Annotated in this window: 29 protein-coding genes; 18 read left to right on the forward strand and 11 right to left on the reverse strand. The window is 58.9% G+C overall.

The genetic code is table 11. From position 1 onward, the window contains the following. Positions 1 to 149 precede the first annotated feature (149 nt). The 11 genes from lepA to nagZ all read left to right on the forward strand — a co-directional run bounded on the left by lepA (position 150) and on the right by nagZ (position 9,251). Entirely contained in the window at positions 150 to 1,961 is a 1,812-nt protein-coding gene (lepA, locus tag KBF66_RS01880) for a translation elongation factor 4 (RefSeq protein ID WP_296651283.1), read from the forward strand. Beyond that, positions 1,961 to 2,926: a signal peptidase I gene (gene lepB, locus KBF66_RS01885; RefSeq protein ID WP_296651285.1), complete on the forward strand. Its 966-nt coding sequence runs from the start codon at positions 1,961 to 1,963 to the stop codon at positions 2,924 to 2,926. Before lepA ends, lepB begins: the two co-directional genes overlap by 1 nt. 13 nt (positions 2,927 to 2,939) lie before the next feature. Further along, positions 2,940 to 3,299 carry a DUF4845 domain-containing protein gene (locus KBF66_RS01890; protein WP_296651288.1) on the forward strand — a complete coding sequence of 120 codons (360 nt, stop codon included), beginning with the start codon at positions 2,940 to 2,942 and terminating at the stop codon, positions 3,297 to 3,299. A gap of 19 nt (positions 3,300 to 3,318) precedes the next feature. After that, a complete protein-coding gene (gene rnc, locus KBF66_RS01895) occupies positions 3,319 to 3,996 on the forward strand; it encodes a ribonuclease III (RefSeq protein WP_296651291.1) in 678 nt (225 codons plus the stop codon). 100 nt (positions 3,997 to 4,096) lie between these two features. Then, entirely contained in the window at positions 4,097 to 5,029 is a 933-nt protein-coding gene (gene era / locus KBF66_RS01900; RefSeq protein ID WP_296651478.1) for a GTPase Era, read from the forward strand. 65 nt (positions 5,030 to 5,094) lie between these two features. Further along, a complete protein-coding gene (locus KBF66_RS01905; RefSeq protein WP_296651295.1) occupies positions 5,095 to 5,793 on the forward strand; it encodes a DUF3334 family protein in 699 nt (232 codons plus the stop codon). A 13-nt stretch (positions 5,794 to 5,806) separates the two neighbouring features. Then, positions 5,807 to 6,091 carry a DUF3297 family protein gene (locus KBF66_RS01910; RefSeq protein ID WP_296651298.1) on the forward strand — a complete coding sequence of 95 codons (285 nt, stop codon included), beginning with the start codon at positions 5,807 to 5,809 and terminating at the stop codon, positions 6,089 to 6,091. Positions 6,092 to 6,094: 3 nt separating this feature from the next. Further along, complete coding sequence (recO, locus tag KBF66_RS01915) at positions 6,095 to 6,844, forward strand: DNA repair protein RecO (protein ID WP_296651301.1); 750 nt, start codon at positions 6,095 to 6,097, stop codon at positions 6,842 to 6,844. A gap of 64 nt (positions 6,845 to 6,908) precedes the next feature. Beyond that, a complete protein-coding gene (locus KBF66_RS01920) occupies positions 6,909 to 7,694 on the forward strand; it encodes a pyridoxine 5'-phosphate synthase (RefSeq protein ID WP_296651303.1) in 786 nt (261 codons plus the stop codon). Positions 7,695 to 7,715: 21 nt separating this feature from the next. Continuing rightward, a complete protein-coding gene (gene acpS / locus KBF66_RS01925) occupies positions 7,716 to 8,105 on the forward strand; it encodes a holo-ACP synthase (protein ID WP_296651305.1) in 390 nt (129 codons plus the stop codon). Between the two features lie 63 nt (positions 8,106 to 8,168). Beyond that, the gene (gene nagZ, locus KBF66_RS01930) at positions 8,169 to 9,251 is read left to right on the forward strand and encodes a beta-N-acetylhexosaminidase (RefSeq protein ID WP_296651308.1); all 1,083 of its coding nucleotides are present in this window, start codon (positions 8,169 to 8,171) and stop codon (positions 9,249 to 9,251) included. A gap of 9 nt (positions 9,252 to 9,260) precedes the next feature. Here nagZ and KBF66_RS01935 read toward each other — a convergent pair whose 3' ends face one another. From KBF66_RS01935 to KBF66_RS01945, 3 genes are all read right to left on the reverse strand, one after another. Beyond that, positions 9,261 to 10,856 (reverse strand): methyl-accepting chemotaxis protein, encoded by a 1,596-nt coding sequence (locus KBF66_RS01935; RefSeq protein ID WP_296651311.1) that lies wholly within the window; start codon positions 10,854 to 10,856, stop codon positions 9,261 to 9,263. A gap of 46 nt (positions 10,857 to 10,902) precedes the next feature. Beyond that, positions 10,903 to 11,472, reverse strand: coding sequence for a hypothetical protein (locus tag KBF66_RS01940; RefSeq protein ID WP_296651314.1), 570 nt, complete (start codon positions 11,470 to 11,472; stop codon positions 10,903 to 10,905). Positions 11,473 to 11,630: 158 nt separating this feature from the next. After that, entirely contained in the window at positions 11,631 to 11,858 is a 228-nt protein-coding gene (locus KBF66_RS01945; RefSeq protein WP_296651317.1) for a hypothetical protein, read from the reverse strand. A gap of 67 nt (positions 11,859 to 11,925) precedes the next feature. On the opposite strand from KBF66_RS01945, the gene KBF66_RS01950 reads away from it, so the two are divergent. From KBF66_RS01950 to KBF66_RS01960, 3 genes are all read left to right on the forward strand, one after another. Beyond that, entirely contained in the window at positions 11,926 to 12,291 is a 366-nt protein-coding gene (locus KBF66_RS01950) for a translation initiation factor Sui1 (protein ID WP_296651320.1), read from the forward strand. Then, positions 12,288 to 12,500, forward strand: a complete 213-nt coding sequence (locus KBF66_RS01955; protein ID WP_296651323.1) for a DUF3820 family protein — start codon at positions 12,288 to 12,290, stop codon at positions 12,498 to 12,500. The genes KBF66_RS01950 and KBF66_RS01955 overlap by 4 nt, the downstream gene beginning before the upstream one ends. An 86-nt stretch (positions 12,501 to 12,586) precedes the next feature. After that, complete coding sequence (locus KBF66_RS01960; protein ID WP_296651326.1) at positions 12,587 to 13,582, forward strand: quinone oxidoreductase; 996 nt, start codon at positions 12,587 to 12,589, stop codon at positions 13,580 to 13,582. A 461-nt stretch (positions 13,583 to 14,043) separates the two neighbouring features. Here KBF66_RS01960 and KBF66_RS01965 read toward each other — a convergent pair whose 3' ends face one another. The 3 genes from KBF66_RS01965 to lysS form a co-directional block, all read right to left on the reverse strand. Beyond that, positions 14,044 to 14,391 carry a DUF2845 domain-containing protein gene (locus KBF66_RS01965; protein ID WP_296651329.1) on the reverse strand — a complete coding sequence of 116 codons (348 nt, stop codon included), beginning with the start codon at positions 14,389 to 14,391 and terminating at the stop codon, positions 14,044 to 14,046. Between the two features lie 340 nt (positions 14,392 to 14,731). Next, positions 14,732 to 15,298: a YgjP-like metallopeptidase domain-containing protein gene (locus KBF66_RS01970; protein WP_296651332.1), complete on the reverse strand. Its 567-nt coding sequence runs from the start codon at positions 15,296 to 15,298 to the stop codon at positions 14,732 to 14,734. Between the two features lie 36 nt (positions 15,299 to 15,334). Further along, positions 15,335 to 16,888: a lysine--tRNA ligase gene (gene lysS / locus KBF66_RS01975; protein ID WP_296651336.1), complete on the reverse strand. Its 1,554-nt coding sequence runs from the start codon at positions 16,886 to 16,888 to the stop codon at positions 15,335 to 15,337. 167 nt (positions 16,889 to 17,055) lie between these two features. Between lysS and KBF66_RS01980 the strand changes: the two genes are divergently transcribed. The 4 genes from KBF66_RS01980 to KBF66_RS01995 all read left to right on the forward strand — a co-directional run bounded on the left by KBF66_RS01980 (position 17,056) and on the right by KBF66_RS01995 (position 20,245). Then, positions 17,056 to 17,622 (forward strand): YggT family protein, encoded by a 567-nt coding sequence (locus tag KBF66_RS01980; RefSeq protein WP_296651340.1) that lies wholly within the window; start codon positions 17,056 to 17,058, stop codon positions 17,620 to 17,622. A gap of 266 nt (positions 17,623 to 17,888) precedes the next feature. After that, positions 17,889 to 18,116 carry a hypothetical protein gene (locus KBF66_RS01985; RefSeq protein ID WP_296651343.1) on the forward strand — a complete coding sequence of 76 codons (228 nt, stop codon included), beginning with the start codon at positions 17,889 to 17,891 and terminating at the stop codon, positions 18,114 to 18,116. Between the two features lie 153 nt (positions 18,117 to 18,269). Further along, the gene (locus KBF66_RS01990; protein ID WP_296651345.1) at positions 18,270 to 18,947 is read left to right on the forward strand and encodes a response regulator transcription factor; all 678 of its coding nucleotides are present in this window, start codon (positions 18,270 to 18,272) and stop codon (positions 18,945 to 18,947) included. Further along, entirely contained in the window at positions 18,935 to 20,245 is a 1,311-nt protein-coding gene (locus KBF66_RS01995; RefSeq protein ID WP_296651349.1) for a HAMP domain-containing sensor histidine kinase, read from the forward strand. The genes KBF66_RS01990 and KBF66_RS01995 overlap by 13 nt, the downstream gene beginning before the upstream one ends. Before the next feature lie 28 nt (positions 20,246 to 20,273). Here KBF66_RS01995 and accD read toward each other — a convergent pair whose 3' ends face one another. Genes accD through truA form a run of 5 tightly spaced genes read right to left on the reverse strand, consistent with a single transcriptional unit; the run spans position 20,274 to position 24,942 of the window. Then, positions 20,274 to 21,146 (reverse strand): acetyl-CoA carboxylase, carboxyltransferase subunit beta, encoded by an 873-nt coding sequence (accD, locus tag KBF66_RS02000; RefSeq protein WP_296651352.1) that lies wholly within the window; start codon positions 21,144 to 21,146, stop codon positions 20,274 to 20,276. 48 nt (positions 21,147 to 21,194) lie between these two features. After that, positions 21,195 to 22,046: a tryptophan synthase subunit alpha gene (trpA, locus tag KBF66_RS02005; protein WP_296651355.1), complete on the reverse strand. Its 852-nt coding sequence runs from the start codon at positions 22,044 to 22,046 to the stop codon at positions 21,195 to 21,197. Beyond that, entirely contained in the window at positions 22,043 to 23,368 is a 1,326-nt protein-coding gene (gene trpB / locus KBF66_RS02010; RefSeq protein WP_296651358.1) for a tryptophan synthase subunit beta, read from the reverse strand. Before trpB ends, trpA begins: the two co-directional genes overlap by 4 nt. 51 nt (positions 23,369 to 23,419) lie before the next feature. Then, entirely contained in the window at positions 23,420 to 24,157 is a 738-nt protein-coding gene (locus KBF66_RS02015) for a phosphoribosylanthranilate isomerase (RefSeq protein WP_296651362.1), read from the reverse strand. After that, a complete protein-coding gene (gene truA, locus KBF66_RS02020) occupies positions 24,154 to 24,942 on the reverse strand; it encodes a tRNA pseudouridine(38-40) synthase TruA (RefSeq protein ID WP_296651365.1) in 789 nt (262 codons plus the stop codon). Before truA ends, KBF66_RS02015 begins: the two co-directional genes overlap by 4 nt. Positions 24,943 to 24,971: the final 29 nt, after the last annotated feature.

Below are 24,971 nucleotides of genomic sequence, written 5' to 3' on the forward strand. Positions count from 1 at the left end.
GGCAATGCGGTCTGGCTGGACAGCCTGCCGCATGTTTTTGCCTACAATGCGGTACCAGCTTTTGAGTTGCCAATGGCGGTTGGTGCAGGGCGCGTCCAGTCTGATCGCGCCCTTTTTTCTGCTTTCTTATTCTTTTTTCGGCCCCCTGGATGAACCACATCAGAAATTTTTCGATCATTGCCCATATCGATCACGGCAAGTCGACCCTGGCCGATCGGCTGATCCAGCGCTGTGGTGGTTTGCAGGAGCGCGAAATGGAGGCGCAAGTGCTCGATTCGATGGACATCGAAAAAGAGCGCGGCATCACCATCAAGGCGCAAACCGCTGCCCTCAAATACACCGCGCGCGATGGCCAGACCTACAACCTGAACCTGATCGACACGCCCGGCCATGTCGACTTCTCGTATGAGGTGAGCCGTTCTTTGTCGGCCTGCGAGGGTGCCCTGCTGGTAGTCGACGCCAGTCAGGGTGTCGAGGCACAAACTGTGGCCAACTGCTACACCGCGCTCGACCTGGGTGTGGAAGTGGTGCCCGTACTCAACAAGATGGATCTGCCCAACGCAGATCCTGACAACGCGCGCTCAGAGATTGAGGACGTGATCGGCATCGACGCTTCTCATGCGATTGCGTGTTCAGCCAAAAGCGGCATGGGCATTGATGACATTCTGGAGGCAGTGATTGCGCGTATTCCAGCGCCAAAAGGTCAACCCACAGCGGCCTTGCGCGCCATGATCATCGACAGCTGGTTCGATTCGTACGTGGGTGTGGTGATGCTGGTTCGCGTCGTCGATGGCCGGCTGGCCAAAGGTGAGCGCATCAAACTCATGGCCACCGGTGCCACCTATAACGCCGATGGCCTGGGCGTGTTCACCCCGACGAATCAGCCGCGCGAGGCGCTTGAAGCCGGCGAGGTGGGTTATGTCATTGCTGGCATTCGTGAGCTGCAAGCGGCCAAGGTGGGCGACACCATCACGCTGATCCGCCCGGGCACGGGCGGAGCTGCCGCCACCGCCAGCGAGCCACTGCCGGGCTTCAAGGAAATCCAGCCACAGGTGTTTGCCGGCCTGTACCCGACCGAGGCCAACCAGTACGAAGGCCTGCGCGACAGCCTGGAAAAACTTAAATTAAACGATGCCTCGTTGCACTACGAGCCCGAGGTGAGTCAGGCACTGGGTTTTGGTTTTCGCTGCGGCTTCTTGGGCCTTTTGCACATGGAGATTGTGCAGGAGCGATTGGAGCGCGAGTTTGACCAGGACCTGATCACCACGGCGCCCAGCGTGGTCTACCAGGTGCTCAAGGCCGATGGCGAGGTGCAGATGGTGGAAAATCCCAGCAAGATGCCCGACCAGGGGCGCCTGGACGAAATCCGCGAACCGATCGTCACGGTGCATCTGTACATGCCGCAGGAGTACGTGGGGCCAGTGATGACGCTGTGCAACCAGAAGCGTGGCGTGCAGCTCAACATGGCCTACAAGGGTCGCCAGGTTGTGCTGAGCTACGACATGCCGCTGGGCGAGATCGTGATGGACTTCTTTGACAAGCTCAAGAGCGTGAGCCGGGGCTACGCGTCAATGGACTACGAGTTCAAGGAGTACCGCACTGCGGACGTGGTGAAGGTGGACATTTTGCTCAACGGCGAAAAGGTGGACGCGCTGTCCATCATCGTGCACCGCAGCCAGTCGCAGTACCGCGGCCGGCAGGTGGTGGCCAAGATGCGTGAAGTGATCTCGCGTCAGATGTACGACGTGGCCATTCAGGCCGCCATCGGTGCCAATGTGATTGCCCGTGAAACCATCAAGGCGCTGCGCAAGAACGTGATTGCCAAATGCTACGGTGGTGACATTTCACGCAAACGCAAACTGCTAGAGAAACAAAAGGAAGGCAAGAAGCGCATGAAACAGATCGGCTCGGTCGAGGTGCCACAAGAAGCGTTCCTGGCCATTTTGAAGGTAGATGCGTGATGCAAATTTTGACTTCGGCGGTTCTGGCGGCTTTTGTGGGCTATGTGGGTGCCTGGTACTTTGGCATCCTTGAGGGCAATTTCGCGCTGTTGTTGTTTTTGGCAACGGTGGTCACCGGTTTGTATTGGCTGGCTGAGCGCTTCTACTTTTTGCCGCAACGCCAACAGGCCGCTGCAGCCCTGCAGGCGCAGGACATTGCGCGCCGGGCCGAACTCTCCAAACTCGGCATTGCCAAGGTCGATGGTGACGTGACTGAAGCCAGAAACAAGCTGTTGGCTCAACCCTGGTGGCTGGACTGGACGGCGGGTTTGTTCCCGGTGATCATTGCCGTGTTTTTATTGCGTTCGTTCCTGTTTGAACCGTTCAAAATCCCATCCGGCTCGATGATCCCGACGCTGCAAATTGGCGACCTGATTTTGGTCAACAAGTTTCACTACGGTATCCGGCTGCCTGTGATCAATAGCAAAATCACCGAAGGCAACGCGCCGCAGCGGGGTGATGTGATGGTGTTTCGCTACCCCCCCAAGCCCAGTCTGGACTACATCAAGCGGGTGGTGGGTGTACCGGGCGATGAGGTGGCTTACCTCAACAAACGGCTGACCATCAATGGCAAACCGGTGGAAACCAGCACCCTGCCAGAGTTCTTTGACGAAGACAGCATGCGTTACTTCAAGCAATTTGAGGAGACCGTGGGCGACAAGAAGCATGGTGTGCTCAATGACGACAACCGCCCGGCTTTTGTACCCGGTGCTGACGAGTTTGAGTTCAAGGGCAATTGCCGCTACAGTGTCGAGGGTGTGATTTGCAAAGTGCCATCCGGGCATTACTTCATGATGGGCGACAACCGTGACAATTCACTGGATTCGCGCTATTGGGGTTTTGTGCCCGACAAAAATATTGTCGGCCGGGCTTTTTTTGTCTGGATGAACTTTGGTAACCCAAAACGAATTGGTTCGTTCAACTGAACCGGAGAACAGCATGACCTTACATCGCAAATCCCGCCAGCGCGGCTTGTCATTTATCGGACTGGTTTTTGTGGCGGTGGTACTGGCCGCAACCGGTGTGGTCATCGCTCAGGTGGTGCCCACTGCGATTGAGTACCAGGCGATTCTCAAGGCCACCCGCAAATCAGCCATCGACGGCGCAACGCCACCGGAGGCGCGCAATGTGTTTGACCGTGCTGCTGCCATCGACAACATCAGCTCCATCAGCGGCAAGGACCTGATCATCGGCAAGGAAGCCGACAAAATGGTGGTGTCTTTCTCTTATCAGCGCGAGATCCATCTGGCAGGTCCGGCCTTTCTGACACTCAAGTACGTGGGTAGCTCCAAGCCGTGATGATGTTGCAGGTGAAGGTTTGAAGGCCGCCTTGCAGGCGTTGCAGGCGCGCCTGGACTACCTGTTTAATGATCCCCGATTGTTGTCACGTGCGCTCACCCACCGCAGTTTTTCAACAGATCATAACGAACGCCTGGAGTTTCTGGGTGATTCGGTGCTCGGCTGCTGTGTCGCTGAGCTGTTGTTTGAGCGCCTGAGCAATCTGCCCGAAGGTGATTTGTCACGGGTTCGGGCCAACCTGGTACGTCAGGACACCCTGCACCAGTTGGCGGTACAAATCGGTCTGCCGTCGGTGATTTTGCTGGGGGAGGGCGAATTGCGCTCTGGTGGCCAAAAACGACCTTCCATATTGGCCGATGCACTGGAAGCGGTGATTGGTGCGGTTTATCTGGACGGTGGCTTCACCCAGGCCCGCGCACTGGTGCAGCGACTCTACCAGGGTGTAGAAATCAATCCGGCAATGGCGGCCATCGGCAAGGACCCCAAGACCGAGCTGCAGGAGTGGCTGCAAGGTCGGCGCATGGCGCTGCCGTCCTACCGGGTTGTGGCTACGCTGGGGGTGTCCCACCAGCAAACTTTTGATATCGAATGTGCGATCGCCGAACTCAAGCTGACCCAGCGGGGTATTGGTGGCTCGCGACGTGCTGGAGAGCAAGCCGCTGCGGCGGCGATGTTGCAAACCCTGAAAGCGCCATGACCCCATGAACACCACCAAAACCATCGCTGTTGCCACCGATGCACCAGGCACGGACGACCCGCAGGGTCTTGAATCCATGCTTGCCGGTTTGCGCCGGGACATGCGCCCGCCGGGTACGGTACAAGCCGCTGTTGCCGGACATCGTTGCGGCCTGATTGCCATCGTGGGTAAACCCAATGTAGGCAAATCCACTTTGCTGAATGCGCTGGTCGGGCAAAAGATCAGCATCACCTCGCGCAAGGCACAAACCACGCGGCACCGCATCACCGGTATCCATACTCTGGGGGCGACCCAGTTTGTTTTTGTGGATACCCCTGGTTTTCAGACCCTGCATGGCAACGCGCTGAACAAGTCGCTCAACAAAACCGTGGTCGGCGCGGTGGCAGATGTCGACCTGATTCTGTTTGTCGTTGAGGCGGGCAGTTTCACCCCGGCTGACGCTCGGGTGTTGGCACTTCTGGGCAAGAGTATCCCCACGCTTCTGGTTGCCAACAAACTTGACCATGTGCACCGGCGAGGGGATATCGCGCCCTGGTTGCAGGACATGGCGGGCCAACACAGCTTTGCAGAGTACGTGCCGATGTCTGCCAAAAATGCCAGGGACGTTGAGCGTCTGCTGGGTATTTGTGAAAAATACCTGCCCGAGCAGGCCTGGTGGTATGCCGACGACGAGTTGACCGACCGCAGCGAACGATTCATGGCCGCCGAGATGGTGCGTGAGAAGCTGTTTCGCCTCACTGGTGATGAGTTGCCTTACACCTCGACGGTGGTGATCGACAAATTTGAAGAAGAAGCCGGTCGTGGCAAACAAAAGCGCCTGCTGAAAATTGCGGCCACCATTGTGGTGGAGCGCGATGGCCACAAGGCCATGGTGATTGGTGACAAGGGTGAGCGCATCAAGCGCATCGGCATGGAAACCCGGGTCGAGCTTGAAAAGCTGATGGATGCCAAGGTGTTCATTGAAATGTGGGTCAAGGTGCGCTCGGGCTGGGCTGATGATGAGGCGCGGGTGCGTTCTTTCGGGTACGAGTAACCAGTGGATGGGGGCCGCGTTCGCACGGTGTTGTACAGTTCTCTTTTTATCCAGAAGGCATTGAAATGGTTCAAACAAGGCAGGATGAGGCGGTGGTGTACGGGACAGAAGATCTGCTGAGCAGCCTCTGTCAATCGGTTACCCGCGTGCTCAATGTGGCCACACAATGCCAGATCAGCTACTCCGGCATGGTGCAACGCATCACAAAAACCTGCCTTAAACCCGATATTGGTTGTTTTGTGCTGTTTGATGGCGGGTTTTCCGGCTTGGTGGTGATCAATTTCTCGGCGCAAACGGCCATGGAGCTTTACGAGAGTTACATGCTCAACATGGGGATGCCTAAAAGTGAACTGGCCAGTTCGCACACTTCCGACGAAGTCAGTGACATCATGGGTGAGCTGATGAACCAGATTGTGGGTGACTTCACGGGCAAGGTGCGCCGCGAGTTGCAAACCCATATCACGCAGAATCAGCCCAAGATGCTGGTGCTCAACAAACAGGTGGTCCTGAGTGTGGACACCCATCTGGACCAACCCGAGTCGCGTCGGGTCACTTTTTACACCGGCAAGAACAACATTTTTTATCTTGAGCTGGCGATTGATCACACCGAATTCATCAAGTTGCATGACTTTGAAGCCAACGAAGTGCCTGACCCGGATGCACTGATTGCCCAGGCCAGCACCGGTCTTGCGGCCGCCGCTGCCCCCGCCGAGGTGGAGCCCGCAGCCGATCATGAAGCGTTGCTCAAGTCTTTGGGCATGTAGAAAGAAATCCACCATGAATGAAACCAATCCGCAGCCAATTGCACCGGACGTGCCGCCGCTGCTTGCATCGGAAGAGCTGCCAGACCGTTTGTCGGCTGATCCCCGCAGCCGCTATCACCAAGCCAGTGTGTTCGAGCGCGACGTGGGCATTCGCCTCAATGGGAGGGAACTGACCAATGTGGAGGAATACTGCCTCAGTGAGGGTTGGGTCAAGGTGCCGGCAGGCAAGACCCGTGACCGCAAGGGCAATCTGCTGCTGATCAAACTGAAAGGCAAGGTGGAGGCGTTTTATCGCTAGCCAATGGCCAGCAGACGTTTCTCTGAGGAGCCGGCCTATGTGCTGCACCGTTATGACTGGAGCGAGTCCAGCCTGATCCTGGAGGTGTTCACCCGCCACCACGGCCGCATGGCACTGGTGGCCAAGGGGGTGAAGCGCCCAAGTTCGAGCTTTCGGCCAATTTTGCTGCCGCTGCAGCCGCTGCACTTGGCCTTTGGGGGTGAGGGGGAAATCAGGACCCTGAAGGCCGCCGAATGGCAGGGAGGGCATGTTATGCCGACCGGCGATGCCCTGATGTCGGGGTATTACCTGAACGAACTGCTGCTCAAGCTGCTGGCGCGCGAGGATGCCCATCCGGTGTTGTTTGATGTCTATGCCAATGTCGTCGAGGTGATTGCCAGCGAACATGGTGAGGTGCTGGAGTCCGCGCTGCGGGCGTTTGAATTGCTGCTGTTGCGTGAAATCGGTCTGCTGCCCCTGCTTGATGCTCAAACCATGACCTTGCTGGCTTTGCACCCTGAAGAACACTACAGCCTGGTGCCAGAAGGGGGCTTGCGGCAGACCCATGACAACGACCGTGCCAGTCTGAGTGGCGCGCAATGGGGTGCGCTGCAACAGGTTTTGGGTGAGCGTGTGCCCTTTACCGCCACCTTGCGGGCCTGCGCTGAGGTGGCTGGCGGACTCAAGCCGCAATTGCGCACGCTGCTGAATTACCATTGCGGGGTGGCAAACCTGCAAACCAGACAAGTCATGCTTGACCTGCAGTCGCTGTGACCTCTGCGCCCGCAGCCCGTGTCTGCTCGTTTTGATCACGGCGCCCGTCCAAGGTACGACATTTATGACCATATCAACCACAGCCCTCTCTGTCAATCTCAATAAAGTTGCGACCGTGCGCAACACGCGGCACCTCGGCATTCCCAGTCTGACACGGGCGGCCACCCTGTGCTTGCAGGCCGGGGCCAACGGCATCACGGTGCACCCACGCCCGGATGAGCGGCACATTCGGTCCACCGATGTGACCGAACTGGCCCAGCTCATGCGCGCCTGGCCGGATCGGGAGTACAACATCGAAGGCAATCCGCTGCACAACCTGATGGATGTCGCCGGGCACCTGGTGGCGCAGGGGCTGCCATTGCACCAACTGACTTTTGTGCCCGACGGACACGGTCAGTTCACCAGCGACCACGGGTGGCTGTTTCCGGATGATGCGCCACGTCTGCGTCCACTGATCGAGCAGGCGCATGCCTGGGGGTTACGTGTCAGCCTTTTCATGGATGCCGAAGTCATGCCCATGGCTGCAGCCCGGTCAGTCGGGGCTGACCGTGTCGAGCTCTATACCGAACCTTACGCAGCCGCCTGGGGCACGCCGCAACAGACGCCGCAACTGGTGCGTTTTGCCGCCGCCGCACAGGCCGCGCTCGATGCCGGATTGGGCGTCAACGCCGGGCATGATCTCAATCGTGACAATTTGGCGGCTTTTCTGGCGCGTGTGCCAGGCATCAGTGAGGTCTCTATCGGCCACGCGCTGATCGCCGACGCATTGGAGTTGGGCTATGAGGCCACGGTCAAGGACTATCTGCGCTGCATCGGACGCGCGCAGCAGTTGCCCTATGTGGTTGGCTAAGCCCCGCCGGCAGCGTGCGACATGATTTACGGTGTAGGCACTGATATTTGTGATGTGCGGCGCATCCAGGCAAGCCTGGAGCGCCATGGCGAACGCTTTGCCAAAAAGATATTGTCCGACGCCGAGCTGGCAACCTGGCAGCGCCGAAGCGCACGCCGGGGCGAACGTGGGGTGCGTTACCTGGCGACCCGGTTCAGCGCCAAAGAGGCGTTCAGCAAGGCCATCGGATTGGGCATGACCCTGCCCATGACCTGGCGGCGCTGCGAAATTGCCAGTCTGCCCACTGGCCAGCCCGTGATTGTGCTGCACGGTGAATTGAAAAGCTGGTTTGAAGCGCAGGGACTGAGCGCCCACCTTAGCGTCACGGACGAGACGGATTACGCAGCCAGTTTTTGTGTCGTTGAAAAATGAACATAATTGTGCTTTAGCGCATATCCATAAACACTTTTATGCTATAAAAATTAGTTAATCATCATGCCGATTCACGCTCCTTTGATCATTGATATCGCCGGACTGACACTGACCAAGGTTGATCGCCAGCGCCTCAAACACCCCCTGGTCGGCGGCATGATCCTGTTCGCCCGCAATTGGCACAGCCGGGAGCAACTGTCAGAGCTGTGCCACAGCATCAAAAAAGTGCGATCTGACTTGCTGATTTGTGTGGACCACGAGGGCGGGCGGGTGCAGCGCTTTAAAGCAGACGGGTTTACCCATGTGCCACCGATGCGTGCCTTGGGTGAGTTGTGGCGAGACGACGGCAAGGATGCGGTGGGCTCCGGGGCGATGCGCGCCACCGCCGCAGCCAGCGCGTGTGGCTATGTGCTGGGCGCGGAACTGCGCGCCTGTGGTGTCGATCTGAGTTTTGCCCCGGTGCTTGACCTGGACTGGGCCAACAGCGGGGTGATTGGTGACCGCGCCTTTGACGCGGACGCCCGCGTGGTCAGCCTGCTGGCCAAGAGCCTGATGCACGGCCTGTTGCAGGCGGGGATGGCCAATTGTGGCAAACACTTTCCGGGACACGGATACGTGCGGGCCGACTCACACACCGATATTCCAGTGGACCCACGTGGCCTCCAAGCGATCCTGAAAGATGACGCTGCGCCCTACCGCTGGCTGAGTGGCAGCCTGAACAGCGTGATGCCCGCGCATGTGGTCTACCCCAAGGTGGACGGCAAACCGGCGGGTTTTTCAGCACGCTGGCTGCAAGATGTACTGCGTGGCCAATTGGGCTTTGCCGGTGCAGTCTTTAGTGACGACCTTTCCATGGCCGGTGCGCGGGTGATTGACGGGCAACCGGTCAGCACTACCGAGGCGGCCGTGGTGGCGCTGAATGCTGGGTGTGATCTGGTGCTGTTGTGCAACCAGTCTGTCGGGCTAGGCGAGGAGTTGGATGGGCTGATCAATGGTCTGACCGAAGCGCAGCTCAAGGGGCGGTGGTTGCCCGATGAACGCAGCGAAGAGCGTCGTCTGACCCTGCTGCCAGGCACCCGAGCCACGGCCTGGGATGACCTGATGGTGCAACCCGCCTACATGCAGGCGCTGGACTTGCTTCCCTGAGCTTGGAAGTTACCGACCTGCCGTCACCTGCGCCCCAGACGAGAGCCGCAGCGTGCGTGTACCGGCCGTGTCAAGTTTAAAGACATTGACGATCTGCGCCAGGCGTTCTGCCTGGGTCTTGAGGTTCTCGGCCGATGCAGCACTTTGTTCCACCAGTGCAGCGTTCTGTTGTGTCATTTGATCCAACGCTTGAATCGAGCTGTTGATCTCGGCAATTTCATGGTTTTGCTCGGCTGACGCTGCGGTGATCTGCGCGATGACTTGCGTTACCCGTTGTACGCTGTCGACGATGTCGTGCATGGAAGCGCCGGCCCGGTCTGCCAGCTCGGAGCCGGCCGACACCTTGTTGACACTGGACTCAATCAGCGCCTTGATCTCGCGGGCGGCCTGAGCACTGCGCTGGGCCAACTGGCGTACTTCCGTGGCCACTACGGCAAAACCACGACCTTGTTCACCGGCTCTTGCCGCCTCGACAGCTGCGTTGAGCGCCAGAATATTGGTCTGGAAGGCAATACCATCAATGACGGCAATGATGTCGCTGATCTTGCTGGAGCTGCGGTGAATGTCCTGCATGGTGCTGACCACCTCGGCGACCACCTCGCCTCCACGTTGGGCCAGTCCGGAGGCGTCATTGGCCATGGTGTTGGCGCTCAATGCTGCCTCACCACTGTGGCGTACGACCTCGGTCAGGTTGCTGACACTTTGTGCTGTTTTGACCAGGTTGCTGGCCGCCTCTTCGGTGCGCATCGACAGGTCCATGGTGCCGCTGGCGATTTCAGCGCTGGCCATGCGCACACTTGCCGCAGTTTCATGCACGTCAGTCATCGAACTGGACAACTCCTGTGCCATGCGGGTCATGGCGTTCATCAATTGTCCAAGCTCGTCGCCGGTGTCCTTGAGGTGCTGATTGGTCAGATCACTGGCTGCGATCCGCTGCGCCGCGACCACCGCGGCGCGCAGTGGCGGAATCACGGTACGGTAGGTCAGCAGCCCAATCACGGCACCCACCACCACTGCCAGGCCGCCCAGGCTCCAGAGCGTGATCAAGGCATTTCGGTACGTCGCCGAGGCGAATGCTGCCGAGCGGGCGGAGTCCGCCTCGATGGCAGTCACCAGCTTGTCCAACGTCGCCAGCAGCAACAACTGGGCCGGCCTGAACTGGCTGCGTATGGCTTCACTGGCGGCCGGAATGTCCTGGTTCAGTGATTGTTCAATCACCGCGTCTAACCCGGTCTTGAGCGCCGCCTCTTGCGACTGGAGATTTTCGAGCGCCAGTCGCGTCACCGAGTCGTCAAACCGGTTCTGCAGCTCTTCACGCAATTGCGCATACTGCTTGGCAACGTCTTTCATGCGTTTGAGTTCAGACTTCTTGAACGACATGTCGTCTTGCAGAACCACGTCGCGAATCGCCAGGGACTGGTCACGAACCAGATCACGCAGCCCGATGGCAAGGTGCAACTTGCGCGCATCGGTTTGGACGATTTGTTTCAGATTTCTGTCCACCACCCCCATCCGATTGGCAGAAACCGCTGTCAGCGCAAGCAATAGGAGCAGTAACACACTGAACCCGGCCAACAAACGGGGGCCAATCTTGAGCTTGAGCATACGGATTCTCCCGTGACTGAAGGAGGGGGTGACGGGGGCTGCAACCCTACTCGGCCGTCACACTGCCGTGCAGGATGCCAATGGCCTTGCCACCGTCCAGAATGGGTGCTGATATCTGCACGCTCTTGATCTGGGTTGTGGGATCAGGCTTGATTTCATTGTCCATCCAGGCCTGGCCTTTGAGTGCTTGTACGGCGGCGGGGCGACTGCCGTTATTGAACAGCAGCGTTTTGCTGCTGCCGGCGATGACATTGGCTTTCTGGTCACGCAAAAACAGTTTATTGAGGTTTTTGTCGGCTTCCCACTTCTGGATTTGCTGTCCGGCGGGGCTGTTCAGGGTGGACAATACCACCGGATCCTTGTCGTCCAGATCATTCCATTTGGCATTGGTCATGCCTGGCAGAAAACCACCCTTGGCGTTGGCCTCGCGTGTGGCGGAGAGCATCAGTGGATGAGCGGCCCATTCCACCAGTTGCTTCTGGTACTTGCTGACTTTGGCCTGCAAGTCGGCAGTTAACTCAGCGGTATGGACAAGGCCTACCGATAGAGCTAGGCCCAGACCGAGCGCGGTCTTGCGAATGAGTGACGAGAGACGGGTTTCGGTGCTGATAAACATATGAGGTCTCCGTGGCATGGCTGAGGTTGACGTGCAAGCAGCCAGCGACGGGCCAGAATCCAGGCAACGCTGGTTGCACAGACCATTCTAGGCAGACCGCCGGATTTGGTATTGATCCTGGTCATGTTTCGGATCGGTGCCTGGCGAAATGGTTTTGCTCAGGGTGAGCGGTGCAGCCGGGGTGCCGACAAGGCGGCCATCATGTCGTCCAGCGCCACGTCAATGTTCGGTTCGGAGACCAGCATCCGGGCGCCGATCAGCAGTTTTCGCAACTCTTGCAAGTCTTTGACGGTAGGTGCCACCTTGATCTGGGCCAGGGCAGCGCTGCGGTTGCCTGCCTTGATCAGGGCCAGCACCTTGGGTGCCCATACGCTTGGTCGTGCCATCCGGTTTGCTCCTGGTTGTGGCGCTGAAGGGTAACACCCTGCGCCTGAAACGTGGACAATTCCGCTCATGAAAAGTAAATTCTCCACGGGTGGTCTGGTCTACAGCACTGAGAGCGGCCGCACCTGCCCGGGTTGCAGCCAGGCGCTGGCCCAGTGTCGATGCCAGATGGCCAGCCCACGCGCCAAGGGTGATGGGGTGGTGCGTGTCTCGCGTGAAACCAAAGGCCGCGCCGGCAAAGGCGTGACCCTGGTCAAAGGGCTCGATCTGGATGATGCGGCCTTGCAGACTTTGGGCAAACAGCTGCGCGTGGCCTGTGGCTGCGGCGGGACCGTCAAAGACGGCGTGATCGAAGTGCAGGGCGAGCAGTGTGAGCGCATCATCGAACTGATGAAGGCCAAAGGGTTCAACGTCAAACGCGCGGGTGGCGGATGAACCCGGATGACCTGCAACTGTTGGTGACCCGAGTCATGCCTTTTGGCAAATACAAAGGGCGGCTGATCGCGGACCTGCCAGGGTATTACCTGACCTGGTTTGTCCGCGCCGGTGTTCCCAAAGGGGAAATTGGCCGACTCGTGGCGCTGATGCACGAGATCGACCACAACGGCTTGTCGGATCTGCTCACACCGCTGCGAAGTGCCTGAATCGGGTTAAGCACGAAGCCGTCATGTGCACCGGGTTTTCGTGGCAACATCAGCGCCTCTTACTGTCAACTGCAAGGAATCAAGTCATGACTCAGCAAGCATCGCGCGCCATCGTTATCAGCCAGCACGGTGGGCCAGAGCAACTTCAAGTGATGAATGTCATGGTGGGCCAGCCTGGCCCGGGCCAAGTGCGCATACGTCACCATGCGGTGGGCCTGAATTTCATCGACATCTACCAGCGCAGTGGCCTGTATCCGATGCCGATGCCACTGCAGCTAGGCATGGAGGCGGCCGGCGTGGTTGAGGCCGTGGGTGAGGGGGTCAGTCACCTGCAGGTGGGCGACCGTGCCGCCTATGCCAGCCAGCCTCCCGGCAGTTATTGCGAATTGCGGGTCATGCCCGCTCAATGTGTTTGCAAATTGCCAGACGCCATCAGTTTTGAGACGGGTGCGGCGATGATGCTCAAAGGTCTGACCGCCCAGTACCTGCTCAAACGCACACTGCCACAAGGCGGCCTGCAAACCGGTGACTTTGTACTGTTTCATGCAGCCGCGGGCGGTGTCGGCCTGATTGCCTGCCAGTGGGCTGCGGCGATGGGCCTGCAATTGATTGGTACGGCCGGGTCGGACGCCAAATGCGCGCTGGCCAAGGCCAACGGTGCTGCCTATGTCATCAATTACGCCACCGAAGACTTTGCCGCCCGAGTCAAGGACATCACCGCTGGCAGAGGTGTCAAAGTGGTGTACGACTCGGTGGGTAAAGACACCTGGGACAAATCACTGGATTGCCTGCAACCCTTTGGTTTGATGGCGAGCTTTGGCAATGCCTCAGGGCCGGTACCGCCGTTTGCTCCGGGGATGTTGGGCGCCAAGGGATCACTCTATGTGACGCGTCAGACGCTGTTTACCCATATCGCCAACCGCGAAAGCACACAGGCGATGGCTGATGATCTGTTTGCGGTGGTGACCAGCGGCCAGGTCAAGATTCATATTGATCAACGTTATGCGCTGGCCGATGTGCAGCAAGCGCACCGCGATCTGGAGGCCCGCAAAACCACGGGTTGCACCGTGCTGACGCTATAGCTTGGCTGAACCCATATTCCGCGTCCGTCCACCGACTCGCCGTCAATCTGGTCGTTGCCAGGCAAGATGCGCTTGAAGCGAACGCCTGCCTTTTGCAACACCCGCACCGACGCCGCGTTTCCCACGATCGCGGTGGCCACCAACGGGTGCACACTCTGTTCCATCATTTGCCGGGTGGCGGTGGCCAGCACCCCTCGGTGGCACAACCTTGCTCCCAAAACGAGTTGAAAAAGTACTATTCAGAATTGCTTGCCTCAACGGAATCGCTGATCTCCGCGTCGAGTTCATCCAGGTAAAGGCTATCCGATTGGCGCCGAACGGCCCGGGTGGGCCAGACCCATGCCAGGTCGGGTGACCAGCGGCATTCAAGATTCAAAGTAACCGTTACACCAACGAGCGCTAGGCCTGCCCGCCAGGCTGGCGTGTAAGGTGCCTTCACCCATCACAAGGGTGAGAGCGGGCTATTTCACTCGGTCACCGTACTTGATGGAGATCACTTTGCCGCCGTCAATTTGCAGCGTCGTCATAAATTGGCCAAAACCTGGGTTGTAGGTCCACTCATCCACATTTCTGCAGGATGGAACCGTGACAACGGTACCAGTGCCCGTCGTTGCGCCTTGTGTTGGTTCAACGGGTTTGCAGAAAGTGTCTTTGACAGCTGGTTCACCACAGCGCTGGAGAAGCGACGATCGCGTGTCACCCACATTGACCGATTCGTTCTTGCAGCGCAAGTACTCAGCCGACGCTGAAATCGGCAGCAGCAGTAGAAGAGCTGCGGCAACAGGCAGTAGACTGAAATGTTTTTTCATGACGTGGTCACCTCACACCGCTGGTTAATTGGGCTGTCTCATGCTGGTAGGCCTCGGAGTCCGTTGACAATTGCCCTAGACCGTCGTCGCGTTGCAATGGACGCCATACTCGCAGACACGGGTCGTGTTGAAGAGCTTGACCCCTTGCAAAACTCTGCTGCGCAGAGCATTTCGCCTGAAAGAGCATTGCCAGTATTGCATAAAGAGGTTCTTGATTGTTCGCCGTCGTCAAAATTCTTCTGAGCTGATAAGGGTGGCTGCTATCTTGAATCAGAAGGGCAGCTCAGACTGGCCGTGCCTATCACGCCACCTGCCCATCCCCTGCCACCCAGACCCCTACTCAAGCCGCATCTGCCCCCGTCGTTCCCCACAAGCGCGTGCCCGAAACCTCCAGGTGTGTCAAATACAGCCGAACCTCAAACTCAAGCTGGTGGTAACGTGGCTCCATGTAGTTGCACAGCTGGTAGAATGCCTTGTCGTGCTGGCGTTCTTTCAAATGGGCCAACTCGTGTACGCAGATCATCTTCAAAAAGTCTTCAGGCACCTGCTTGAACAGGCTGGCCACACGGATTTCACGCTTGGCCTTGAGCTTGTTGCCTTGCACCCGCGCGATGGTGGTGTGGGTACCCAAGGCGTGCTGCATCACCTGTAGCTTGGCATCAAACGCGACTTTGTTCAAGGTTTCAGCGCCGCGCAGGTGTTCGGACTTGAGCGCCTGCACGTAGTCAAACAGCGCACGGTCGGTGCGCACGGCGTGCCCTTGCGGGTACTTTTTCAGCAGCCAGTCGGCCACGCGGTCTTCGGCCAGCAGCTTTTCCACCTGAGCCAGCGTGCCTGACGGGTAGCCCAGCAGGTAGCGCAGGGCACTGCCAGTGGGTGCAATCGCTGTGCTCTTAATAGCTAACAACCCATTCAAATCAAGCGAGCAAGGCCATTTTTGTGCTTAAACTTCGCGACGCAGCGCTGGGAACAAAATCACGTCGCGAATGCTGCTGCTGTCGGTCAGCAACATCATCAGGCGGTCCAGCCCCACACCACAGCCACCGGTGGGGGGCATGCCGTATTCCAGTGCGCGGATGAAGTCGTGGTCGTAATACATGGCCTCGTCGTCGCCACTGTCCTTGGCTGTGACTTGAGCCTGGAAGCGGGCGGCCTGCTCTTCGGCGTCATTCAGTTCGCTGAACCCGTTGCCAAATTCGCGCCCGGTGATGTACAGCTCAAAACGTTCTGTCACCTCGGGGCGGCTGTCATTGGCACGTGCCAGCGGCGAAATCTCGGTGGGGTGCTCCATGATGAAGGTGGGCTGCCAGAGCTTTTCTTCCACGGTTTCTTCAAAGTACAGCACCTGCAGGCTGGGCAGACTGCGGGTCGAGATGTGGTGCTTGGCCTCGGTGATGCCGAGTTTGGGCAGTACCGAGCGCAGCCAGGTGGCGCTGTCCACCTTCAGGCCCGAGCCGTCGTCCAGCATCTGGCCGGCTTCGGTGTATTTGCAGATGGCTTCATGGATGGTCAGGCGCTCAAAGGGTTGTGCCAAGTCCACGGGTTTGCCCGCGTAGCTGAGCTGCAGCGTGCCCAGGGCGCGCTGCGCGGCGTCGCGGATCAGCGCTTCGGTGAAGGCCATCAAATCCTGGTAGTCCCAATACGCCGCGTAGAACTCCATCATGGTGAACTCGGGGTTGTGGCGCACGCTGATGCCTTCGTTGCGGAAGCTTCGGTTGATCTCGAACACGCGCTCAAAGCCGCCGACGATCAGGCGCTTGAGGTACAGCTCGGGTGCAATGCGCAAGAACATCTGCTGGTCCAACGCATTGTGGTGCGTGGTGAAGGGTTTGGCGTTGGCACCACCGGGGATCGGGTGCAGCATCGGGGTCTCGACTTCGAGGAAGTCGTGCGCCACCATGAACTCGCGGATGCCGCTCACCGCCTTGCTGCGCGCCACAAAACGCTTTCGGGTCTCTTCGTCGGTCATCAGGTCAACATAGCGCTGGCGGTATTTGACCTCCTGATCCGCCATACCGTGGAACTTGTCGGGCATCGGGCGCAGGCTTTTGGTCAGCAGGCGGATGCTGCTGGCATGAATCGACAACTCGCCGGTTTTGGTTTTGAACACCAGGCCTTCGGCGGCCACGATGTCGCCCAGATCCCAGTGTTTGAAGGCGTTGTAGATATCTTCACCGATTTCATCACGCTTGATGTAGACCTGGATGCGCCCGGTGCTGTCTTGCAGCGTGGCAAAACTGGCCTTGCCCATCACGCGCTTGAGCATCATGCGTCCGGCAATCTTTGCCATCGTGCCCTGTGCCTGCAAGTCCTCTGGCGTTTTGCCGTCATGTGCGGCCAGCAGAATGGCCGCATGGTCGGCGGGTTTGAAGTCGTTGGGAAAGGCTACCGCTTGGCCTGCGGCCTGCGCCTGACGCAGCAGCTTGAGTTTTTCGCGCCGTTCAGCCATCAACTGGTTTTCGTCTTGGGGAGCGGGGGCGGTGGTGGATTCAGACATGTGAGGTAATCAGGAAAAGGTCGACTAGTGCAGCATCCATGTTGATCGACAGAGCAAAAGCAAAATCGTCAACGGTCGCAAGGGCTGCCAGGGGCACGTGCAAAACAGCGGATTTTAAGCGGCGGCAGTATCGCTATGATCCATCGCCATCAACACTTGTGTTCACCATGCTGTATCAGATTTTTTCGTTGTTACTTGAAATTGTGGCTGGCTTGCTGGCAGGTGCCTGCCTGCTGCGCTTGTATATGCAGAGTCTGCGTATCCCCATGTCGGCACGTTCGGGCAACCCGCTGGGGCGTTTCGTATTTGCGCTGACGGACTGGATCGTTGTACCGCTGCGACGGGTGTTGCCATCCATTGGCCCACTCGACACGGCCAGCTTGGTCGCTGCTTACCTGCTACAACTGACGGAGTTCGGTTTGTTGTGGTTGTTGGCGGGTGGCGCGGGAGGACTGTTTGCGGTGCCCATTCTGGCCGGCTTTGGTTTGCTGCGCATGGCCATTGCCGGCATGACCGGGGCGGTGATTGTGTACGCCGTGTTTTCCTGGGTGCCAACCCGTTCGGTCATCGCCGATGTGATGGAGCGGCTGGTCAGTCCGCTTCTGGCTCCGATTCGTCGCATCGTGCCGCTGGTCGGTGGCGTTGACCTGTCGTCACTGGTGCTGTTGATACTGCTGCAAATTGCCGCTATCGTCCTGGGTAACCTGCAGGCATCGGCATTGATGGCATTCTGAAGCCTTGCGGGACAGATCATGCCTTATACGCCGTGCAGCTTGCTCTGTCCCCAACTGATCAATGGCTGTTGGCGGTCTGCCTTGCGGGACCGACCAAGCCTTATACGCCGTGAAACTTGGCCTATTATCAGCAACCGCTTCCAGGCTAGACCTCGCCTAAGGCAAGCCTAAGCCTCGCCTAAGTTTGACTGCTTACAGTTGCTATCAGTTGGTTGATTGCCAACCACCTCTTCGTCTCAAGAATGTCAACTCTGAAAGGAACTCTCATGAAATCAGTCATTACCGCTTTGTGTGTCGCCGCTGGCCTGTTTGGTGCCAGCCTGTCTATCGCCGCTACTGGGGCTGCGTCCGCTCCTGCAGCGGCCAAATCGGCTTCGGCACCTGAAGCTGTCAGCAAGCCTGCCAAGAAGGAAGTCAAGAAGCACGCTGCAGAAAAGCCTGCCAAGAAGACCTCTGCAGACGCACCTGCCAAGAAAGCCTCGGCCGCGTCTTGATCGCTGATGGCAGGCATTGAGCCTCTCCTTTAAAAGGCCGCGCTGATTGCGCGGCCTTTTTTTTCGGGTGTACCCAGCATGGGAGCACATGGCCGCTGCGATGACGATTGGGTTGGCGTATGCTTGATGTCCATTCACAGGTACTGATTCGAGATGCGTGTACTTCTGGTTGAAGATGACCCCCAGGTGGGCGAAGCAGTGCGCGTCGGGTTGATGCGGCTGGGATTCAAGATTGACTGGGTTCGCAACGGTGAGTTGGCCTTGCAATGTGCCAGAACTGAGCCGTTTGATGCCATGTTGTTGGACCTGGGCTTGCCTCAGCGTGACGGAATGGACGTGCTGCGTGAACTGCGAACGGGCGGCAGCGCGCTGGCGATCCTGGTGGTCACAGCCCGTGATGCCTTGGCAGACCGGGTGGCTGGGCTGGATGCTGGTGCCGATGACTACATACTGAAACCCTTTGAAATGGACGAGTTGGCGGCCCGGCTGCGTTCGGCGATACGCAGTCGGACCGGTCGCGCCGATCCGGTGTTGCGCTGTGGCGGGATCGCGCTGCAGCCTGACGCCAAGGTGGTGACCCGTGACGGTGTGATGGTCAATTTGTCAGCGCGAGAATTTGCGTTGCTGGAGTTGCTGATGCGCAGGCCCGGGGTGCCGGTGTCTCGCGCACAGCTGGAAGAGCGTTTGCTGGGCTGGGGTGAAGAGGTGCTCAGCAATGCGCTGGAGGTGAATGTTCACAACATTCGCCGCAAGCTGGGGTCAGACAGTATTCTGAATATCCGCGGCGTCGGGTATTTTGTGCCACGGCACGATCAGCAATGGTCTCGTTAGAAAGCCGCCTCAAGCGCCGTCTGCTGCTCGGCGTGCTGCTGGTCAGCGTCGTGCTGGGTGTCACCGTGCGCAATCAGGTTCACCAGCAGCAGACTGAGCTGCTGAACTATCAACTCGAACAGGTCGCGCGTGCGCTGATCCTCAGCGACCTGCCGGGCACTGTGCAAACCTGGGACGACGACCCGGCGCTGCACCTGGATGTGCAGATATGGGATGCTGACGATCAGCTGTTGTACCGATCCAGCGACAAAATCTCGGTCAAGCGGCAGACGCCACCGGGGCTGTCGTCGGTGCGCAGTGGTCCGCAGTTTGACGCGGTGCAGGTGAAGGTGTTCACGCTGAGCAATCAGCAGCGGACGGTTCAGGTGATGCATGCGCAGGCGCTACGCGACGCGCTGCACCTGGACACGGAACTGGAGGTGCTGATACCTGCCTTGTTGGTTATGCTGGTCGGCGCAACCCTGGTTGGTATTACCATTCGCAAAGCTCTCAAGCCGATCCGGCAGCTTGATGAAGAACTGGGACGCCGCGATGCAAGCTCGCTGCAGGCGGTGGTCTTGCACGATGCGCCGAGCGAACTGTTGCGAGTGGTCAACACGCTCAACCGGTTGCTGGCGCAACTGGACGACAGCATGCAGGCGCACAAGCGCTTTATCTCCAATGCGGCGCACGAGTTGCGTACACCCATCACTGCCATCCGTCTGGACGTCGACAATTTGCTGCAAGGGCAGGACCCGGCCCAGGCCCAGGCGACCACCACCCGGCTCAAGACCAGCGTCGGGCGGGCGCAGCATCTGTTGTTGCAGATGCTGACGCTGGCACGGCTCGAAACCCACACCAGGGCCAGGCCGCTGGCACCGGTTGACCTGCAGCTGCTTGCGCAGGAGTCCATGATGGGGCTGTCGGCTCTGGCCAGCCATCGGGGCATCGAATTTGCGCTACAGGCAAGAGGTGATACCGTTGTGCGGGCTGATGCGGACGATATGCGGCTGCTGATGGACAACCTGCTGGGCAATTCCCTGAAATTTTCGCCCACCAACAGTGTGGTGGAGATGCAGTTGGCAGGGGATGATCAAACCGTCAGCTTGTTGTTGCGTGACCATGGCCCAGGCATTGCACCGGAATTGCGAAGTCGCGTCATGCTCCCGTTCGAGCGCGCCAACAAAACGGTGGATGGTGCCGGCCTCGGTCTGGCCATTGTTCAGGAGATCGTGTCGAACCAGGGGGCGACCCTGACACTTGAGGCCCCTGCGGAAGGAAACGGGCTGCTGGTGCGGGTGATTTTCCCAGTGAAGTAGCCTCGTTCAGCTACGGCCCTGTGTCGACTCAGCCGACTGCATCCGCGCTTTGGCGTGTCAGCATCGCCAGCGTATTGGCGATGGTCTGGCGCAGTTCACGGCGGTCGCAAATCAGGTCAACGGCACCTTTGGTCTGTAAAAACTCGGCGCGCTGAAAACCCTCTGGCAAGGTAACTCGCACGGTCGACTCGATCACCCGTGGTCCTGCAAAACCAATCAGTGCCTTGGGCTCGGCAATCACCACGTCACCCAAAAAGGCAAAACCGGCACTCACCCCGCCCATGGTCGGGTCGGTCAGCACGCTGACAAAGGGCAGGCCTTTCTTGGCAAGCTGAGTGAGTGATGCATTGGTTTTAGCCATCTGCATCAGGCTAAGCAAACCTTCCTGCATACGCGCGCCGCCGGTGGCGGTGAAGCAGACGAAGGGTACTTTCTGCTCGATCGCGGTGTGCACGCCTCGCACAAAACGCTCACCTACCACCGAGCCCATGCTGCCGCCCATGAACTCAAACTCAAAACAAGCCGCCACCAGGCCAATGCCCATGACGCTGCCACCCATCACGACCAGGGCATCGGTCTCACCGGTGTTCTCCAGTGCTTCTTTCAGGCGTTCGGGGTATTTGCGGCTGTCCTTGAACTTAAGCGCATCCACCGGCAGCACTTCCTGGCCGATTTCGTAGCGTCCCTCGTTGTCCATGAACACATTGAGCCGAGCCCGCGCACCGATGCGGTGGTGGTGGCTACAGGTCGGGCAGACGTTCTGGTTGTGTTCCAGGTCGGTCTTGTACAGCACACTGTCGCAGGCCGGGCATTTGATCCACAGGCCTTCGGGCACGGCACGCCGGTCTTTGGGGTCGGTGTGCTGAATTTTGGGGGGAAGCAGTTTTTCGAGCCAACTCATCTAATTTTCTCCAGACTTGCGCTGTCACGTCGCGTTTTCAGTGGCGCATTATGAATCCAGCGCGCTACGTATGTCGCGCAAAAAAGATTGAGCCGTGCTGGCGACCTGTGCGCGTGGCTGGGCATCGATCAACTGGATGATTTTGCTGCCAATCACCACCGCGTCAGCGGAGGCACCAATCGCGCGGGCGGTGGCGGCGTCGCGGATGCCGAAACCTACACCGACGGGCACGCTGACATGCGCTCTAATACGCGGCAGCATGGCTTTGACGGCCTCGGTGTCGAGTGAGCCCGAGCCGGTTACGCCCTTGAGCGACACGTAATACACATAGCCGCTGGCTAATTGGCCCACTTGTGCCATGCGCTCGTCGGTAGAGGTGGGGGCCAGTAAAAAGATCAGGTCCATGCCGTAGCGTTTAAGCTCGGCGGCAAATTCCTGGCACTCTTCTGGGGGGTAATCGACGATCAGCACACCGTCCACCCCGGCTGCCGCAGAATCATGCACAAATGGGCTTGTAGCGCTGGTGGGTTGTGCGTAGCCAGCTATTGATGCAGGAGCGCCATGCGTTTGGTTATAGCGCTCTATCGGGTTGGCGTAACCCATCAGCACCACCGGTGTGGTGCTATCTTGCTGGCGAAATTTCCGAACCATGTCGAGTACCTGGGTCAGTCCAATGCCAAAAGCCAGTGCCTTGTCCCCGGCTTTTTGAATCACCGGGCCGTCGGCGCTGGGGTCGGAAAAGGGCACTCCCAACTCGATCACGTCAGCCCCTCCGGCGACAAAAGCGTGCATCAACTCAGGCGTGACATCGGCAAACGGGAATCCGGCGGTGACAAACGGAATCAGCGCCTTGCGGCCTTGCGCTTGTAACTGGGCAAAGGTGGCAACAATGCGGCTCATTTGGAAACTCCTGAAGAAGTAGCTGGTTGCGCAATCTGCATATGGGCCGAAGGCCCAATGGATGGATTTCCTTTGACCGATTGGCCCTGGCAGCTCGGGCGGCAGAAGAAGTCTGCGCCTGACAAATCTGCCACCGTGCCAATGTCCTTGTCGCCGCGTCCTGACAGGTTGACCAGAATTGATTGGTCGGGGCGCATGGTTTTGGCCAGCTTCATGGCGTAGGCCAGCGCGTGGCTGGATTCCAGTGCGGGGATGATGCCCTCGGCGCGGCAGAGGTAGTGGAAGGCATCCAGCGCCTCCACGTCGGTGATGCCGACGTATTCGGCGCGGCCAATGTCGTTCAAAAAGGCGTGCTCGGGGCCGACACCGGGGTAATCCAGCCCGGCGCTGATGCTGTGCGTCTCGGTGACCTGGCCGTTGTCATCTTGCAGCACATAGGTTCGGTTGCCATGCAGCACGCCGGGGCTGCCGCGCTGGATGCTGGCGGAATGCTTGCCGCTATCCATGCCGGCACCAGCGGCTTCCACGCCAATCAAACGCGTGGCTTCATGCTCAATATAGGGGTAAAAAATGCCCATGGCGTTGGAGCCACCGCCGACACACGCCACCACCGCATCGGGTTGGTCACCGGCGCACCCGGCAGCTTTGAGCATTTCGGGCATCTGCATTAGGCATTCCTTGCCGATGACGCTCTGAAAATCGCGCACCATCATCGGGTATGGGTGCGGTCCGGCCACGGTGCCGATGATGTAGAAGGTGTTGTCCACATTGGCCACCCAGTCGCGCATGGCTTCATTCAATGCGTCTTTGAGCGTTTTGCTGCCCGATTCGACCGGCACCACGGTGGCCCCGAGCAGCTTCATGCGATAGACGTTGGGACTTTGGCGCTTGACATCTTCGCTGCCCATATAAACCACGCATTCCAGCCCATAGCGGGCGCAAATGGTGGCGGTGGCCACGCCGTGCTGGCCGGCACCCGTTTCGGCGATCACGCGCGGCTTGCCCATGCGCTTGGCCAGCATCGCCTGGCCAATCGTGTTGTTGATCTTGTGTGCACCAGTGTGGTTGAGGTCTTCGCGTTTGAGGAAGATTTGCGCGCCGCCCATCTCGCGGCTGATGCGCGCGGCGTGATAGACGGGTGACGGGCGACCGACAAAATGTGCCAACTGGGACTCGAATTCTGCAATGAAGGCCGGGTCATATTGGTACTTGGCGTAAGCCGCCTTGAGCTCATTGACCGCGTGCGTCAGCGTCTCGGAGATAAAACTGCCGCCGTAAATGCCAAAGTGGCCACGTGCATCGGGTTGTTGGTAGTCAAGCATGTTGGTATGAAGTTGATAGCTTAAAGCGCTTTTTTAATAAGGGCTGGAAGCCTATTTGTTATATAGAAGTTGGTCTGCCTGGCGAACCGCCGCGACAAACTCACGCATGCGGCCAGCGTCCTTGATGCCTTTTTGCCCCGGCACCTCAATGCCCGAGCTGACATCCACCGCCAGCGTTTTACAGCGCGGGCGCAGCTGCGCGATGCCATCGATCACGTTGGCAGCGTTGAGCCCACCACTCAAGACGAGGTGAGCGTTGACGTTTGGAGGCAGCAGTGACCAATGGAATGTGTGCCCGCCACCGCCGTACCCGTCAACCTGCGCGTCCAGCAAAATGGCCTGAGCCTGTGAAAAATCATGCGCAAATTTTAAGAGATCGAAGTCGCGCCCGGCCTCACCCAAGGGAATACGCGCAGCGCGCAAGTAGGGGCGTTGGTCGGGCGCACAGGCTTCATGGCATGCCTGTGGCGATTCATCACCATGAAATTGGACGATGGCCCCTGGCACCAGCGCGCACGAAGCGCGGACCTGTGCCGTGGATGCGTTCACAAATAGCAGCACCGGGCTGACAAAAGGTGGCAGTCGACTGGCCAGTTCGGCGGCTCGCTCGGCCGATACATGGCGTGGGCTTTTGGCATACAAGACAAAGCCCAAGGCGTCAGCACCGGCCGCCACGGCGGCGTCGACGTCAGCCTCGCGGGTAAAGCCGCACATTTTGATGCGGGTGCGCAGCGGTGTGACAGTAACGACCAGCGGTGCAATTTCGCCGTGGTTGGGCATCTCGGTCATGCTCCGGGCAGGCCGTCCAGCAGACTCGGTCGCTCCGGGAGACCCCAGGCGGCGTCGTAGCGCGGACCAACAAAATACAGGCCGTTCGGTGAAAAGGTCGGTGCGGCGGCGTCACGGTCTCGCGCCGCCAACACCTCCAGCATCCATTCGGGTGGTTTGCGGCCATCACCGACCAGGATCAGGCAGCCCATGATGTTGCGGATCATGTGGTGCAAAAAAGCATTGGCTTCAAACTCAAAGCGCCAATAGGTCCCGCTGCGGCGGATGCCAATATGCCTGAGCGTCTTCACCGGTGACAAGGCTTGGCAGGCGCTGGCGCGAAACGAACTGAAGTCATGTTCACCCAGTAAATGCTGCGCGGCCTGCTCCATGCGCGACTGATCAAGTGGTTTGAAGACCCAGCCGACGCGCCCCGTATCCAGGCTCGGGCGCACGGCGGCATCGAGCACAAGGTATACGTACCGACGCGTCAGCGCGCTGGCACGACAGTGGAACCCGGTTGGAACCACCTTGGCCCACTGTACCGCGATGTCGTGCGGCAACAAGGCATTGGGGCCCCGCACCCAGGCGAACTCGGGGCGATCCAGTGGTGTATCAAAGTGGACAACTTGCATCAGTGCATGCACACCAGCATCGGTGCGACCGGCGCATAGCGTGCTGACGGGTTGGGCACAAAACGCCCCGAGGGCTTTCTCCAGTTTGTCCTGAACGGTCAGGCCGCTGGACTGGCTTTGCCAACCCTGGTAGGCCAAGCCGTTGTAACTGATGCCGAGTGCCAGCCTCACGTTGGGCGATTGCCGCGATCCGGCTGGGT

This window comes from Rhodoferax sp., assembly GCF_018063565.1.
Taxonomy (GTDB): Bacteria; Pseudomonadota; Gammaproteobacteria; order Burkholderiales; family Burkholderiaceae_C; genus Rhodoferax.